11 protein-coding genes are annotated in these 15898 nt (G+C 62.5%); 6 read left to right on the top strand and 5 right to left on the bottom strand.

What is annotated here, in order from left to right:
• Positions 1-247: 247 nt before the first annotated feature.
• Entirely contained in the window at positions 248-673 is a 426-nt protein-coding gene (locus DLM46_RS11530; protein WP_115100881.1) for a CopG family transcriptional regulator, read from the top strand.
• A gap of 36 nt (positions 674-709) precedes the next feature.
• Positions 710-1810 carry an extracellular catalytic domain type 1 short-chain-length polyhydroxyalkanoate depolymerase gene (locus DLM46_RS11525; protein ID WP_115100880.1) on the top strand — a complete coding sequence of 367 codons (1101 nt, stop codon included), beginning with the start codon at positions 710-712 and terminating at the stop codon, positions 1808-1810.
• A 44-nt stretch (positions 1811-1854) separates the two neighbouring features.
• Here DLM46_RS11525 and DLM46_RS11520 read toward each other — a convergent pair whose 3' ends face one another.
• Both DLM46_RS11520 and DLM46_RS11515 read right to left on the bottom strand, forming a co-directional pair.
• A complete protein-coding gene (locus DLM46_RS11520) occupies positions 1855-3789 on the bottom strand; it encodes a potassium transporter Kup (protein WP_115100879.1) in 1935 nt (644 codons plus the stop codon).
• A 301-nt stretch (positions 3790-4090) separates the two neighbouring features.
• On the bottom strand, positions 4091-5704 hold the full coding sequence (locus DLM46_RS11515; protein ID WP_115100878.1) for an alpha/beta hydrolase family protein: 1614 nt from the start codon (positions 5702-5704) through the stop codon (positions 4091-4093).
• A 182-nt stretch (positions 5705-5886) separates the two neighbouring features.
• Here DLM46_RS11515 and DLM46_RS11510 point away from each other — a divergent pair, with 182 nt between their 5' ends.
• Positions 5887-6726, top strand: a complete 840-nt coding sequence (locus tag DLM46_RS11510) for an alpha/beta fold hydrolase (protein WP_115100877.1) — start codon at positions 5887-5889, stop codon at positions 6724-6726.
• Positions 6727-7081: 355 nt separating this feature from the next.
• Positions 7082-7309, top strand: coding sequence for a hypothetical protein (locus DLM46_RS11505; protein ID WP_115100876.1), 228 nt, complete (start codon positions 7082-7084; stop codon positions 7307-7309).
• A 149-nt stretch (positions 7310-7458) separates the two neighbouring features.
• On the opposite strand, the gene DLM46_RS11500 is transcribed toward DLM46_RS11505, so the two are convergent.
• Positions 7459-9684, bottom strand: coding sequence for an NADP-dependent isocitrate dehydrogenase (locus tag DLM46_RS11500; RefSeq protein WP_115100875.1), 2226 nt, complete (start codon positions 9682-9684; stop codon positions 7459-7461).
• 375 nt (positions 9685-10059) lie between these two features.
• Complete coding sequence (locus DLM46_RS11495; protein WP_244306090.1) at positions 10060-11460, bottom strand: alkaline phosphatase family protein; 1401 nt, start codon at positions 11458-11460, stop codon at positions 10060-10062.
• A gap of 492 nt (positions 11461-11952) precedes the next feature.
• Between DLM46_RS11495 and DLM46_RS11490 the strand changes: the two genes are divergently transcribed.
• Together DLM46_RS11490 and DLM46_RS11485 are read left to right on the top strand one after the other, a co-directional pair.
• The gene (locus DLM46_RS11490) at positions 11953-13323 is read left to right on the top strand and encodes a collagen-like triple helix repeat-containing protein (protein ID WP_115100952.1); all 1371 of its coding nucleotides are present in this window, start codon (positions 11953-11955) and stop codon (positions 13321-13323) included.
• 91 nt (positions 13324-13414) lie between these two features.
• Entirely contained in the window at positions 13415-14683 is a 1269-nt protein-coding gene (locus DLM46_RS11485; RefSeq protein ID WP_115100874.1) for a methyltransferase family protein, read from the top strand.
• Between the two features lie 94 nt (positions 14684-14777).
• Here the strand turns inward: DLM46_RS11485 and DLM46_RS11480 are convergent, their stop codons facing one another.
• Positions 14778-15644 (bottom strand): EAL domain-containing protein, encoded by an 867-nt coding sequence (locus DLM46_RS11480; RefSeq protein ID WP_244306088.1) that lies wholly within the window; start codon positions 15642-15644, stop codon positions 14778-14780.
• Positions 15645-15898: the final 254 nt, after the last annotated feature.

Here is a 15898-nt window from a genome sequence, read left to right as displayed (position 1 = left end):
CCGTGACACCCTGGCGTGAATGGCCGGAATGGCCGAACTGCCGCCGACCTCCATGCCGACACCAACGACCGTTGTGCTTCAAAAGCGCACGCTGCACTTAGGGCGACACGACGGGCAGCTCGGGGGTCGAACTCAGTCAGCCGCGGGCCGGACACGCAAAGAACACGTCCTGGCCCCAAATTTTGATGTTGCAGCGCACCCAAAATCATCCTAAAACCATCCACATGGATGGCATAAGGATGGATAAATGAAAAAACCGGCGTTACCCAACGCGACGCGTTTCAAAGGCGGCGACTCGGAAAAAATCACGATCAACCTTGGCCCTGTTGATCTCGGGCAGATCGATCTTCTGGTCGAAGAAGGCTTTTATTCGAACCGGACCGACCTGATTCGCACGGCGATTCGAAACCAGCTCGCTGTGCATGGGCAGGTCGTCCAGGAAACCATTACGCGTCGCGCGCTCGTGCTCGGGCTGCAGCATTTCTCCAAGCAGGATCTCGAGGCGGTACGCGCCGCCCACGAGCGCCTCAACGTTCACGTGCTGGGACTGGCCAGCATTGCCGCCGATGTCTCACCGGAGCTCGCGCTCGCCACCATCGAGAGCGTCGTGGTACTGGGCGCCTTTCACGCTTCGCCTGCCGTCAAAACGGCGCTCGCCGACAGAATCCGCTAGCCGTGCGCCGCCCAACCCGAAAACCGGACAAATTTTATGAAACTGAACGAAGGCTTCCTGAACGCAATGCGCGAAGCGATGACTTTGCTGCGTACCCGCGGCCCTGCCGAAGCGACGGAAGTGATACAACGCGCACTGCGAGGCGAAACTGCCGGCGCGGCGAACGAATCCGCGTCGCGCGACAAGGCGCCGGAACCCGTCGGCTTCCGGATTGCCGAGGCCAAGGCGAAGCAAGCCGCCGCGCACACGGCGCGGGATGCAGGCATCGACGTGGAGGATCGCGGGCATTTCAGCACGCTTGCGCATTCGAATACAGCCGGCTCCCGTCAATATCGGCTGTATGTGCCGGCGGAGACCGCCGGCGAACCGCTTCCGCTGATTGTGATGCTGCACGGCTGCACCCAGAACGCCGACGATTTCGCCGCAGGCACGCAGATGAATGCGCTTGCCGGGCGGCATCGATGTCTCGTTGCTTATCCGGTGCAGCCGCGGCGGGCCAATCCGTCGAAGTGCTGGAACTGGTTCAAACCCGAAGATCAACATCGCGAGGGCGGCGAGCCGTCACTGATCGCGGGCATCACGCGCGATATCATCGCGGCCCATCACGTCGATCCTGCGCGAGTGTACGTCGCGGGCATGTCCGCGGGGGGCGCAATGGCGGCGATCATGCTAGCCGCTTATCCCGAGTTGTATGCCGCAGCCGGTGTGCATTCCGGTCTCCCCGCGCGGTGCGCGCACGATTTACCCTCTGCGCTCGCGGCGATGAAAGGCGGCAAACGCCCCGCAGAGTCACAGCGCGCGAAGCGCGATACAGACTCACCGCAACGGCCCATGATCGTCTTTCATGGTGACGCCGACGCCACGGTTCACATAGCGAATGCCGCGCGGCTCGTGCACGGCTTCGAAGCACGGCCGGACGCCGGAGGCGAAGAGCGTCGGTTCGATGCGGGCCGACGTGCCTGTACCGTCTCGCGGCTGGTTTCCAGCGACGGTGTCGACGCGGAGTTGTGGACCATCCATGGCGCGCCGCACGCGTGGGCGGGCGGCAATGCGCGCGGCAGTTACACGGACCCCACCGGTCCGGACGCAAGCGCCGAAATGCTGCGCTTCTTTCTTGATCATCCGCAACGGCAATAGCACGACGAGAGGCGGCACGCGCATGCGTCGTGAGGCTTGGCGCGTCAGATTTCCACGCGTGCGCCCAACTCGATGACCCGATTGGCAGGCAGCTTCAAATAGGCCGCGACGTTGCCGACGTTGTGCAGCATGACCGCGAACAGCCGCTCGCGCCACATCGCCATGCCGCTGTCGCGCGTGGGCACCACGGTCGCCCGGCTGAGGAAATAGGACGTCTCCGCTGAATCGAAGCCGAGGCCCGACGCCTTCAGTGCGCGCGGCAGATCGACCTCATCCATGAAGCCATAGGTGATCGTGATCTGGTAGCAGTCCGAGTCGAGCGCGTGCACAGTCACTCGCTCGCTCGCCGGAACCCACGGTATCTCCTCGTTATTCACTGTCACGAAAATCACGCGATCGTGCAGCACGCGGTTGTGCTGCAGATTGTTTATCAGCGAGTGCGGCACGCCATCAGGATCAGCCGACAGAAAGATCGCCGTACCGCCGACCCGCATCGGCGAGCGGGCCAGCAGCTTCGCCAGGTATGGCTGGAGAGGCGTCGTCCCGGCCCTCACGCGCGCTTCGGCACGCATCATCTCCCAGCCGCGTCCCCATGTCGCCATGATCGTGTAGATGATCAGCCCGATCAGAAGCGGGAACCAGCCGCCCTGCATCAGCTTCAGCAGATTCGCGGAGAAGAACGTCGCGTCGATGATGAAGAAAAATACGGTGGCGAAAACACACAGCAGCCAGTTGTAATGCCACGCGTAGCGCACCACGAAGAACGTGAGAACTGTTGTGATCAGCATCGTGCCGGTCACGGCAATACCGTATGCGGAGCCGAGCGCCGTCGATGAGCCGAAGCCGAGCACCGCGGCCACGACGGCCGCAAGCAATGTCCAGTTGATGCCGGGCACGTAGATCTGCCCCATCTCTCTTTCCGACGTGTAGACGACGTTCATGCGCGGCAGGAAGCCGAGTTGCATCGCCTGCTTCGTCATCGAATACGTACCCGAGATGACGGCTTGAGACGCGATGACGGTCGCAATCGTCGACAACACGATCATCGGATACAGCGCCCATTGCGGGAACAGCCGGTAGAACGGATTCTGCAGCGCCCCCGGATCGGCGAGCAGCAACGCGCCCTGCCCCAGGTAGTTCAGCGCGAGCGCCGGGAACACCAGGCCGAACCAGGTCAACCTGATCGGCTTCGCGCCGAAATGTCCCATGTCGGCATACAGCGCCTCGGCGCCCGTCAGCGACAACACGACCGCACCCAACGCAACGAAGGCCAGCCACCGGTGACGCAGGCAGAATGCAAGCCCGGTGAACGGATCGAGCGCGACCAGGATCGCGGGCGCCCTCGTCATGTTGACGACGCCCACCACGGCAAGCACGATGAACCAGAGCACCATCACAGGTCCAAAGATATTGCCGATGCCGGCTGTGCCACGCTTCTGCATCATGAACAGCGTGACCAGCGCGACCAGTGTCACCGGTATCACGTACGTCTTCAGAAACGGCGCGGCGACCTCCAGACCTTCGACCGCGCTCAGCACCGAGATCGCCGGCGTGATCACGCTGTCGCCGTAGAAGAGCGCTGCGCCCATGATGCCGACGCCCAGCAGCGTATGACGAAGCCGTGGCCGTGTCGCCACGGATGAAGCAGCGAGCGCCAGCAGCGCCATGATGCCGCCTTCGCCGTGATTGTTCGCGCGCAAAATCAGCGCGACATACTTGAGCGAGACGACGATAGTCAGCGACCAGACGATCAACGACACAATGCCGACCACGTTCAGCGCGTTCAGCGTGAGTCCATTGGCCGGATCGAACACCGTCTGCAGCGTATAGAGCGGGCTGGTGCCGATGTCGCCGTACACGATTCCGAGCGCCGCAAGTGCGAGCGCGGGCATCGCCGGCCGGTGAGGCGCGGGACGGCCGGGTTGGTCGGGATGGCCTGGATGGCCAGCCTTCGCCCTGGCGGATACTGACTGGCTCATGTCTCGCTCCAGATTGGCGCGCCTGCGACGCAACGCACTCGAGGTGCCGCTGCGCCGTGAGGAACAGATCGTCGCGTCTTCGCTCCCGATCGATCTGAAAGCACGATCAATGATCAGTTGATTGGCTTGCTGCCTTAATTGTTCAAAGTATAGGGAAGCAACAGCTGAAAAGCAGGTTCGATGTGACAGTGAAAAAAACCTACCGCGACGGCCCGTCAGCGTCGGAACGCCGCCGCATGCCGGTCGATTGCCGCTGTTCGGTCGATAAATTCCGCCAGGCGGTTCGGATAGGGCGGCACGCCTAGAAGTTCGCGAAAAAAGCCCGTGCAGCGACCATGCAGAACGGCGCGACCAGGTCGCCATGGTAGGCCTGCAGCACTGCGGAGGCGCCGCCGTCGGTGGCGCCTGCCGCCACCGCCTGACTGGCGAGCGTCGATTTCGCGAGCGCAAAACCTTGCTTGATCGGTGCGTAGGCGTCGTTGGGCCCGGAGACCGGGGAGTCGACATCCAGCACCGACGTGAGCCCCGCCGGCACTTTGGCGTTCAGCCAGTAGGCCTGTTCGATCTCCGCGTTGAAGAAAAACACCGTGGGATCCGACTGGCCTCCGCAGAGCAGAACCGGCGAACGCGGACGCCAGTTTCGCAGATCGTTCCGCTTGAATGCCTGGCGCAACGGATGGGTCGGATTGGCAGCCGGCGCGAGCGCAACCGTTGCGCTGGGGAAGGCGCCGTCGGGATTGACGGATGCGTCTTCGAGAAGGCTCAGCCGATACTCGTTGCGCACGAGGTTCGCGCTGCCGAACCCTGAAGCAAAGAGCGGCGTCAGCGCGGCGGGCACGAGAGGGGGAGCCGTCGGCGGCGTCACGGAAGCGAATTGCGGGGCCGGGGGGACGCTGCTGAAGAGTTGCGTCGCGGGCAGCTTACCTTTGGCAAACAGGGTATCGAGCGGTTTCACATTGGGCAGCAGGGTCTCGATGCCGGGCGCGTAGGCGGCTTCGTAAAAATCGCCCGGCTTGCGATAGATGTTCTGGTACGCATGCTGGTAGCCCGTCACGACCAGCGTCGTAAACACCGTCGAGCCCAGGTTCACCTCGCCTGCGACGAGCGCGTCGGCGGTGGCGGCCAGCGCGTAGGGTCCCGATCCCGGCGCGGCCGCGGTCACGCTGACGCCTGCCGCTTGCAACGCACGATGCGTCGCCATGGCGACAAAGCCGCCTTGCGAATAGCCGGTGATAAAGAGCTTGCCGTTTTCCCGCGTTTTTCTTTCCGACCGCTCCGACTTTTCCGGCCTTTCCGGTTTTGATTCGCCCAGGACGATGCGCGCCGCCCGCAGCGAGTCGAGCATATCCGCCGATTGCTGATCGGCGTTCAGATAAGGGTGGTACGGAAGATCGGAGCCGGCATAGCCCGCATAGTTGCTGGCTACCACGATGTAGCCCTGGGCCGCGTACATGGCGGCGACGCTGATGCCCTCCGACGCACCGTCGCCGTTGCCCGGATCGGTTTGCGTCACATCGGCGATGTTGTAGTTGCGATAGGCGGTGGTGCCGTGCGCGTAGAGCATGAGCGGGCGCGGGCCGCTACACCCCGTACGTCCGCCGGGAATCATGAGGGCGGCGCTGGCGGTGGTGGGCTCCCCTGCTCCGCCGATGGTGCGGTAGCGGAAATACACGACCTCCACGTTGCACGCGGGGGTGCCGGCGACTTGAGCGAGTTGCTGGCCGGAGGCGGTCGATGCCAGCAGTTTCGAGAATGCGGCTGCGCTCAGGCGCAGCGTGGCGCGTTGATCGAGGAGTTGGCCGCGAGGATAGCAATTTGCGGAGTTGCATCTGGCATCGGCTTGTACGCAGACCGTGGCGCTCAACATGGAGCAGGTCAGTAATGCCAAGGCCGCGTTTCGCATTGCTATCGGCATGTGAGGCTCCGTGTTGTTCGTGTGACAGCGGTTGGGGGGCGCCTTTCAGAGTGAGATGAGTATAGGTAAAGAGGTGATGCGGGGCTAGCGTCGCCTTCAAAGCTAGAATCCGCAGGAATGCTTCAGGCCGCATGACACTACACTCTCCAACAGATCGCGAGACAACCGGAGCCCGCCACACCATGAAACCCTACGACGACGACCTCGTGCATTTCGAAGCGCATGGCGCCGCGCCTCTGCCTGCCTCTAGCGACCAGGGTCACGTAGAGCACGACGGTGCGCGTATCTGGTACGCGACATACGGAACAGGCTCGCCCGTGATCCTGCTGCATGGCGGTCTCGGCCATAGCGGCAACTGGGGTTATCAGGTGCCCGCGCTGGTCAGCTCGGGGCATCGCGTGGTGCTCGTCGACAGCCGCGGCCATGGCCGCAGTACGCGCGATTCACGACCCTTCGAGTATGAGTTGATGGCGTCCGACGTTCTCGCCGTCATGGACGCATTGCAGCTTGCACGAGCGGCCATCGTGGGCTGGAGCGACGGCGCCTGCGTCGGCATGATCCTCGGCATGAAATCCCCCGAGCGGGTGGCAGGCGTATTTTTCTTCGGCTGCAACATGGACCCCAGCGGCACAAAGGAATTCACGCCAAGCCCGGTCATCGACCGGTGCTTCAGCAGGCACGCCAAAGACTATGCGCAACTGTCCGCCACGCCGGACAACTTCAATGCGTTTGTCGGCGCGGTCAGCGAGATGATGAAAACCGAGCCCAACTATTGCGCGCGCGAGCTGGCCGAAATTCGCGTACCGGTTGCGATCGTGCAAAGCGAGCATGACGAATTCATCAAACCGGAACATGCCGACTATCTCGCCCAGAGTATTCCCGGCGCGGAATTCATTCTGCTTCCTGGCGTGAGCCATTTCGCGCCCCTGCAAAGGCCGGATCAATTCAACAGCGTGATGCTGGCGTTCCTCGATGAGGTTCTCGCTCAAGGAAATGGCGAGCAAGGTCCCGCTTCGTCTTGAGTCCGCGGCGCTTTATGTCACGCCACCCCCAAAATTTCACGATGCGGCATGACGCGTTGCTCTGTAAAAAATCGTGGTGCACGGCACAAATTCGCCATTTCGCAATGTCGCCCCACGTTGCACATCGCGGAACGAAGCAATCAAATCATTGTTTTTAAATGATATTTTTCGATCGAATGAACCATCTAACGATCCCTTGCGACGCGACCTGCTGACGTAGACTCTTTTACATGAGTTGGCGCTTCACGCGGTCGGGTCGAAACGGATAGGACGAAAACGCTGTCGAGTTTGTCCCCACCGCCCGCAGGAAGCCACCACGTCGTCGCGGTTTTTTATGGCAATTGGGAGACTAAAAATGAAAGGCTTTCGCTTTGGCTCGCCCCAGGGAGCGTTCTACATTTTGCCGGGACAGGATGGTTGGGAGGCAACCTTCGGCAACGAAACACTCGGTGAGTTTTCCAGCCCGCAACAGGCGGCCGACGACCTCGCGCGCGGCTTGACCTGCCCGCATCTGTCCGAAGTCGACACGTCGACGCTCGAGATTCCGGAGAAAATCGGCGATTGGGAAATCGTTCACGTGTGACGGCAGGGATGGCCGCCGCCCACGTGCAGGTAGAAACGACGATGGCGCTCACGAGCGCCATCGTCATGCTTACCGCTTGCTTCACTGCTTACTTCAGTGCGTGCTGCAGTGATTCACGCGATCACTTACGCAACCCTTTACGCAACCCGTTACGCAACCGAGTCCACGATCTGGTTCAACGTGGCGCTCGGACGCATTGCCTTGCTCGTCAGTTCAACGCTCGGACGATAGTAGCCGCCGATATCCACCGGCTTGCCTTGCGCTGCGCCCAACTCTTCGATGATCTTCGTTTCGTTGTCGGCCATTGCCTTCGCCACACCGGCGAACTGCACCTGCAGCGCGGCGTCTTCGGTCTGCGCAGCGAGTGCCTCGGCCCAGTACATCGCCAGATAGAAGTGGCTGCCGCGATTGTCGATACCGCCGACCTTGCGCGCCGGCGACTTGTCGTTATCGAGGAACTTGCCGGTCGCCTGATCCAGCGTCTTCGCCAGAACCGCTGCCTTCGGGTTGTGATACGCGCTGCTCAGGTGTTCCAGCGACGCAGCCAGCGCGAGGAATTCGCCGAGCGAGTCCCAGCGCAGGAAGCCTTCTTCAACCAGTTGCTGAACGTGCTTCGGCGCCGAACCGCCCGCGCCGGTTTCGAACATGCCGCCACCGGCCATCAGCGGAACGATCGACAGCATCTTCGCGCTGGTGCCCAGTTCCATGATCGGGAACAGGTCGGTCAGGTAGTCGCGCAGCACGTTGCCGGTCACCGAGATCGTGTCCTTGCCGGCGCGGATGCGCTCGAGCGAGAACGTCGTGGCTTCGACCGGCGTCATGATGCGGATATCCAGACCGCTGGTGTCGTGATCCTTCAGGTATTGCTCGACCTTGCCGATGATCTGCGCGTCATGCGCACGAGCCGCGTCCAGCCAGAACACGGCCGGCGTGCTGGTGGCGCGTGCGCGGTTCACTGCGAGCTTGACCCAATCCTGGACCGGTGCGTCCTTGGTCTGGCACATGCGCCAGATGTCGCCTGCTTCGACCGGCTGCTCGAGCAGAACCGTGCCGGCTGCGTCGGTCACGCGAACCACGCCGTTCGCCGGAATCTGGAACGTCTTGTCGTGTGAACCGTATTCTTCCGCGGCTTGCGCCATCAGGCCGACGTTGGGCACGGTGCCCATCGTGACCGGATCGAACGCGCCGTTTTTCTTGCAGTCTTCGATCACGGCCTGATAGACGCCTGCATAGCAACGGTCCGGAATCACGGCCTTGGCGTCGTGCAGCGCGCCGTCCGCGCCCCACATCTTGCCCGACTCGCGGATCATGGCCGGCATGGATGCGTCAACGATCACGTCGCTCGGCACGTGCAGGCTCGTGATGCCCTTGTCCGAGTTGACCATGGCGAGTTGCGGACGCTGTTCGTACTGCGCCTTGATGTCCGCTTCGATCGCTTCGCGCGTTTCGGCCGGCAGGTCCTTCAGGCGCGCATACAGATCGCCGATGCCGTTGTTCGGATTGAAGCCGGCTTGCGCCAGCGCTTCAGCGTGCTTGGTCAGCACGTCTTTGTAGAACACCGACACCACCTGGCCGAAGATGATCGGATCCGATACCTTCATCATGGTGGCTTTCAGGTGCACCGAGAACAGCACGCCCTTTGCCTTCGCGTCGTTGATCTCGGCTTCGATGAAGCTGCGCAGCGCGTTCTTGCTCAGCACCGAAGCGTCGATAATCTCGCCCGCTTGCACTGCCGTTTTTTCTTTCAGGACCGTCTTCGTGCCGTCAGCGGCCGTCAATTCGATCTTCACGCTGCCGGCTGCCGCGATCAGCGCGGACTTTTCGCTGCCGTAGAAATCGCCGCCGCTCATGTGCGCCACGTGCGACTTCGAGTCCGCGCTCCACGCGCCCATCTTGTGCGGGTGCTTGCGCGCGTAGTTCTTCACCGACAACGGTGCGCGGCGATCCGAATTACCTTCGCGCAGCACCGGGTTCACCGCGCTGCCTTTGATCTTGTCGTAGCGCGCCTTGACGTCTTTTTCAGCGTCGGTCTTCGCCTCGTCCGGATAGGCCGGCAGCTTGTAGCCCTGGTCGCGCAGTTCGGTGATCGCAGCCTTCAGCTGCGGCACCGACGCGCTGATGTTCGGCAGCTTGATGATGTTCGCTTCCGGGCGCGTGGTGAGTCCACCCAGTTCCGCCAGATCGTCGGAACCCTTTTGTTCCGCGGTCAGGTAGTCCGGAAATGCAGCGATGATCCGGCCGGCAAGCGAGATATCACGCGTTTCAACGATCACGTCGGACGAGCGCGTGAAAGCCTTGACGATCGGGAGCAGCGAGTAAGTCGCCAGTGCAGGCGCTTCGTCGGTAAGGGTGTAGATGATCTTTGGCGTGGACATGTTTAATGCTTTGCTTGGTGAAATGAAAGACAGAGCGTTGTAGCGCTGAGCCAGCGAGGTTGCGACGAACGGCGCAAAGGCAGCGCGACCCACGGCACTACTTTTTACGGCCCGCACGTGAGTATATGCGTGTTTTCCAGTACGCGCTGCTAGATAAACATATTCCGCCGACGCCTCAAACCGGCCCAACGCCCGCCAGGCATGGGTTTGACGGCATCTCCCCAAGTCTTTTGTCAGATGTCTTATAGATGACTGTGACGATGTAATTATGAATGAGAATCGGATGCATTAACATTCACCAGAACTTGCCGTTCTGCACGTTCAACCAGATAGTTTTGTCTGACAAACGGGGGATGTTCCGCGACGTGGATGAACCTACGCGCCGGCATAAATGGATTTGACCGGCCAATTCAGCGAGTTGAACGCGACCGCGCTGTTATTCACTTTGGCGACTGTTGCCGGTGGCGCGACGGGCAACGCATGCGGACACGCGTGGATTTCGTCCGCCTTGCGCGGCTGATTCAACGTGAACAAAGCCGAAAAGTCGCCCGCATCCGCGAAACGCGGCGTGTCGAGCAGCGGCCCATCGGCGTGCTGGACGATCTTCGCGAGCGTCTTCGCCATCGACAGATGGTCGTAGAACGTATGGTCGATCGTCGCCTGCTTCACGTAGGGCGAGACGACGACCGCCGGGACGCGAAAGCCATAGCGATCGAAGCGGAAGCCGCGCTTCGTCAGCGCGGTGGGCGCAACCGGCGCGAGCGCGGGCATGCCGGACACGACCGTCGGATGCGCAACGACATGATCGAAAAAACCGCCGTGCTCGTCGAACAGAATGAGCAGCACGCTTTCCTCCCAATACGGCGAGGTCCTGATGGCGTTGTAGACGCGCTCGACCAGCGCGTCGCCGAGGCGGACGTCGCCGCATGGATGCATCGATTCGCCATTCCGAAAGTTGCCCATTGGATCGTAGGTCGGCTCGATAAAGACGAAACTCGCATCCACGTTGCCGCTCGCCAGGCTCGCGAAAAAATCCGCATGGGTGACGAAGCTCGACGCGTGGGCGTCGACGCCCTTGAGCGCCCATGACTGAGGGATGTCGCCGTGCGCGACCAGCCATTGCGTAGGCGCGAGGCGGGTGAGCAGCGAGTCGCCACCGTTGCCGAACTTCGCGCCGTCGAACAGAGTCGAGCCGATCGACTCAGAGTCGCTAGGCGAATGATCGAGTCCCCACGACGTCCCGGCCAGCGCGAAAAAACGGTTCGGCCATGTCGGACCCGGCATCGACGAGAACCACCGGTCGCAGACCGCGAACTGCTGCGCAAGGAAGTTGAGCACGGGAAGCTGGTCGGGAGTCAACGCGCGCAGGCCCGTCGCGATGTCGTAGCCATGCGCGCCGAGGTCGCACGCAAAGCCCAGATCGTTGGCGCCGGCGGCCGGTGGCGGGTAGATGCCGTCCTGCAGCACGGCGGAGTCGGCCACGGCGTTTGCCATCAAGCGCCGGGCGTCGGCCCCGCCGCACGACTGCACCAGCGTATCGGTGAACTCATGGCCCGGGTCGAACGCGAGCCGGTATGGCGCACCTTGCGCAATCGTATAGGCATGTCCACTGGCGTCCACGCTTTGGAACGGCGGCTTGCCGAGCAGGCCGTCCGCCTGCGTCGCGACGCCGTTCGGCGTCCAGCCGCGTAGATCCGACCAGCCGAAGATATTGTCGTATGAACGGTTCTCGAGCATCAGCACAAACATCTTCTTGATATTCTGGATTGCCGACATTGCATGCTCCTCGTGGCGTTCGAATCGACCAGGGACGCGCTGTTCAGACTGCGACTCCCGAAACAGCGCGGCGCTTGTCTTGAAGACGAATGGCCGGGACACGGTTCGCAAACCACGCGAGTTCCGGTTCCCGCGAATGTGCCAAGGATGATAGTGGGGATCGGCACGCGCGTGGGATGTAATGAGCGTACGCGGCCCCCCTCGTCCGGTGTTTGTTGGCGTCGGCTTGCACGCGAGCCGTTTTAATCGGCAGCGAACCGAGACGCGGTCGGTAAGTTGGCGCCAACGTTACGTTCGCCGCAGACGTTACGTAGCACCGGCGGAACATGGGATCGTCAAGCGAGACGAAATGACGTTTTTATAGGTTTAAATGTCTCGTTATCCAGACTCATCAAATATAAATACACTGCTTCAAGCGAATTAAGCGATATTCCGCATTTGGCCTGCAATTTGCTGCGATGGTCCGCCAACAGTATTTTTTTCGGGGACATCATGCAGAACTTCGCCAGTCGGACAGCTATCGCTGTTGCGACGTACGCATTGCTTGCACTCTACGGTTGCGGGTCAACCCTCGATACGCCTCGCGGGGTCGGCGGGAGTGGACTGGGCGGGACTTCTTCGGGGAGTTCGTCGGGGGGGTCTTCGGGGACCTCCTCGGGGAGTTCCTCCGGGACTTCTTCGGGGACCTCCTCAGGGACTTCCTCCGGTACGTCTTCCGGGACCTCCTCCACCCCCATCGGCACCGTCGTCACTCAAAGCAGCAACCTCATCACCGCGGTGGGCACGTCGGTCGCCGATGCAGGCGCCCAGGTCACCGGCACTTCCATGCCCGGCGTCAACGGCGCAACGACGGCCAATCTCGGCGCCGCTCTCACCGATCTCGGCAGCGGCGTCAACGCGTTAGGCGACGGCACGGCCGCAGGCCTGGGTACGCTCGGCAGCTCCGCCAATCCGCTCGGCCCGACCCTGACCTCCACATCAGGCGTCGTTTCGAATACGGGCGCGGCCGTTGCCGCGGTTGGCGGCGTCGTGTCGAGTCTCGGCACAGGGCCTCTGGCGCCGCTCGCACCTGTCACCTCGACGCTGGGCAGCGTCGTCGGTGGGGTGGGCAACGGCGTCGTCGCAGTCGGCTCCGGACTGAACTCGGCGCTCACCAGTGCCCCGGTTCAGAAAGTCGAGACGCAGCTGAGCTCGATCATCAACCCGATCACGCTCGCGGTCTCGAACGCGACACAGACCATCGGCAACGCCACCGGTCTGGGCACGCCGCTCAATACTCTGATCAGCACGCTCGGCGGTGGACTCGATTCGGCTGGTGTGCAAGCGTCGGGGGCCACCAGCAATCCAGTCGGCCAAGACGTTGGCGGCGCCGTCAGCCAGTCCGGCCAAACCGTCGCAAGCACCGGCGGACTGCTCACCGGCGCGACCACCGACCCGCTCGCACAGACCGTGAGCCTGCTGGGTCCGCTCGGCGGCGGACTCGGCGGCACAGGCGGCGGCGTCACCATCCCGCCGCTGACCGGGTTGATCGGCAATCTCGGATCGCTGGGCGGCGGCTCCGGCTCGGGCGGCCCGCTGGCCCCAGTCACCGGTCTCGTCAACACGCTGACCTCGACGCTGGGCAGCGCCTCAGGCCAAGGCGCGCCGCTCGCGCCGGTAACCGGTCTGGTGAGCGGACTGACCTCGACCGTCAGCGGCACCACGGGCAACAAGACTTCGCCGCTGGCACCCGTCACCGGTCTCGTCAGCGGACTGACCGGCAGCGCAGGCACGGCTGGCAGCAGCAGTTCGACGAACGCGGGTCTGCTGGCGCCGGTGACAAACCTTGTCGGCGGATTGCCCGGCGGCACCGCCGGCAAATAAGCACGACGTCGGAAGCAGTAGTCGGCACAGCGGCCGGACCTCAATAAATCAAAAGCCCGGCCGCCTTCCATGTCATGAATACGAGGACGGCATGAACTCCACCCTGGATACCGCAGCCCACCTTCAGGAGCGGCGGCCGCGTTCGGCCACGCCGTTTTTTGTGGGCTTGCTCGGCATCGCCGCCGGCCTGCTCACGCTCTGGTCACTGCGCAACAGCATCGCGCTCGACGGCGCGGGCCGAAGCACTGCCGCCTGTGTCGCGATCATCGCGACGATCGCCGCCTACGAACTGTTCGTTGCACGCGTGTATCTGCGCCCAAGCGCCGGACTGGCCGGCTGCGCCGTTCGGCCGCTGAGCACCGCGCGCGTCGGTTTGCGTCTTGCCGCGCTTGCCTCCGTGTATGCAGGCATCGGTTTGCTCTACTGGCTCTTGCCCGAGTATCACGGCGCGTTCTACAACCCGTTCTGGTCGCTGATCGGCACGCTCGCGCCGTATCTCATCGTGGCTGCGCCGTTTTACTTTGCGTGGATGGACAGGCATCAGCGCGAGCTCGACGATGCCTATATGTTGTGGGGCCGCCTGCTGTTTCGCGGACAGCGCCCGGCCAACTGGCGCCCCGTGCGTGAAATGCTGGCCGGATGGCTGGTGAAGGCGTTCTTCCTGCCGCTGATGATCGTCTATCTTTCGACCGATGCGGATCATCTCAATGCCTCACTAGCGACGGCGCTAAACGCACCGTTCTCGCTTTCGACGTTCAGGTTCATGTACGACTTGTCCTTCACGATGGACCTGATGTTCGGCACGGTGGGCTACCTGTGCACGCTGCGCATTCTGGACAGCCACGTGCGCAGCGCGGAACCGACCGTGCTCGGCTGGCTGGTCGCGGTGATCTGCTATCAGCCGTTCTGGTCGCTGATCGCCAACCAGTACATCCACTACGAAGGCTCGATGTTCTGGGACAGCTGGCTGATATCGATGCCGGCTGTCAGAGTGATCTGGGGCACGGCAATCATTGCCCTGCTGATGTGCTACGCGCTCGCCACCATCTCGTTCGGACTGCGATTCTCGAACCTGACCAATCGAGGCATCATCACCTCCGGGCCTTACCGGTTCACCAGGCATCCTGCGTACATCGCGAAGAATCTCTCGTACTGGATGGTCTCGGTGCCGTTCATCGAGCCGTTGGGCTGGCGGCCGGCGCTCACGCACTGCGCGGCGCTCGTCGCGGTCAATCTGCTGTATTTCCTGCGCGCCAAAACCGAGGAAAGACATCTGATGAACGATCCCGACTATCGCGCCTATGCTGAATGGATTGCAAGGAATGGCCTGTTGGCAAAGCTCTCGCGTGCGTTTGCCTGACGGCCGCCGAATCAATGGCACTGTGCATCTTGCGATAAGCCGTGACACCCTTCGCGGTTGTCACGGTATGCCGCGTGGCGCCGAGGTCCCTGCTCTAACCAAGCAGGCTATCCAGATCGGGCTTTGGCCGCGAGAAGAGCGCCCCCTGCGCAAGCACGCCTGGCCACGCGCTCAGCCACTGCAACTGCGCCTTCGTGTCGACGCCGTGCATCAGGACTCGCACGTCAAGGGCATGAAGCAGATCCAGCACCGCCGACGTCACGACGCATGCACGAGGGTTGCGGGGGACCGCGGCCATCAACTCGCGCGCCAACGTCACCGCGTCCACATCGAGCGCGCCTAGCGATGCGAGCGACGAAGCGCCATTGCCCCATTCGCCGAGCGAGATACCGGCGCCCGTTGCCCGGAGTCCGGCCGTCAAGGTACGCAACGACAACAGCTGCGCCGCATCGGCGCTATCGGGCACGTCGATTTCCAGCAAGGCTGTGTCAACGCCATATGAGCGGGCCACGCTGGCAAGGTGCGCCGCAAACGAATCGAGCACGGCCACCTGAGCCGGCACGGTGATCGCGATCGGTTGAAGCAGCACGTTGGAGGACAGGTAGTCGCGAAGCTCGCGGCACACACCGTCGATCGCGAACGAAGCCATTTCGATCGCCACCTGCGGATGCTCGAGCGGCATCAGAAAGCTGCCGGGGAGCAATAGTCCGTAGTCCGGATGCGTCCACCGGACCTGCGCATGGATGCGCGCCAATGCTCCGGTCGCCGCGTGGTAGGCGCCTTGAAAGACAAGATGAAACTCGCCCGCGCGCAGTCCCTCGCAGACGCGGCTTTCGAGTTCGCTCAGTGCCACGGGCTCACCGCCGGAGTCGTTCCAACCGGTCTGCGCAGCGCGTACGGTACCCGTACCGAGCGCGAGTGCGATATGCGAAGCAGGTTTTTCATAATCGAGCGTGTGCATGGCGTAAGCGTGTTTTTTATCGCGTCGATTTACGCACATGTCGTGCCAGGTGAAGTGTCCACCGCGCAAGCCAATCGGACGCCAACCGGACGCGAGGTCCGGGACGCCCGCTGGGCGGGGGTTAGCGGAGAATCGATCGAAACACTTTGCGCGTGATTCGCCACGCCGAACGATCGCGAACCGGTCACGAAAAAGTCACGAAGCGACCGACGTTACGTAGCGTGCGTTGGCCACGTTACGCTACATCGCACATT

This window comes from Paraburkholderia lacunae (assembly GCF_003353175.1).
GTDB classification, from domain to species: Bacteria; Pseudomonadota; Gammaproteobacteria; order Burkholderiales; family Burkholderiaceae; genus Paraburkholderia; species Paraburkholderia lacunae.
The sequence above is the reverse complement of the archived record's forward strand: the minus strand, read 5'-3'. Positions and strand labels throughout refer to the sequence as shown.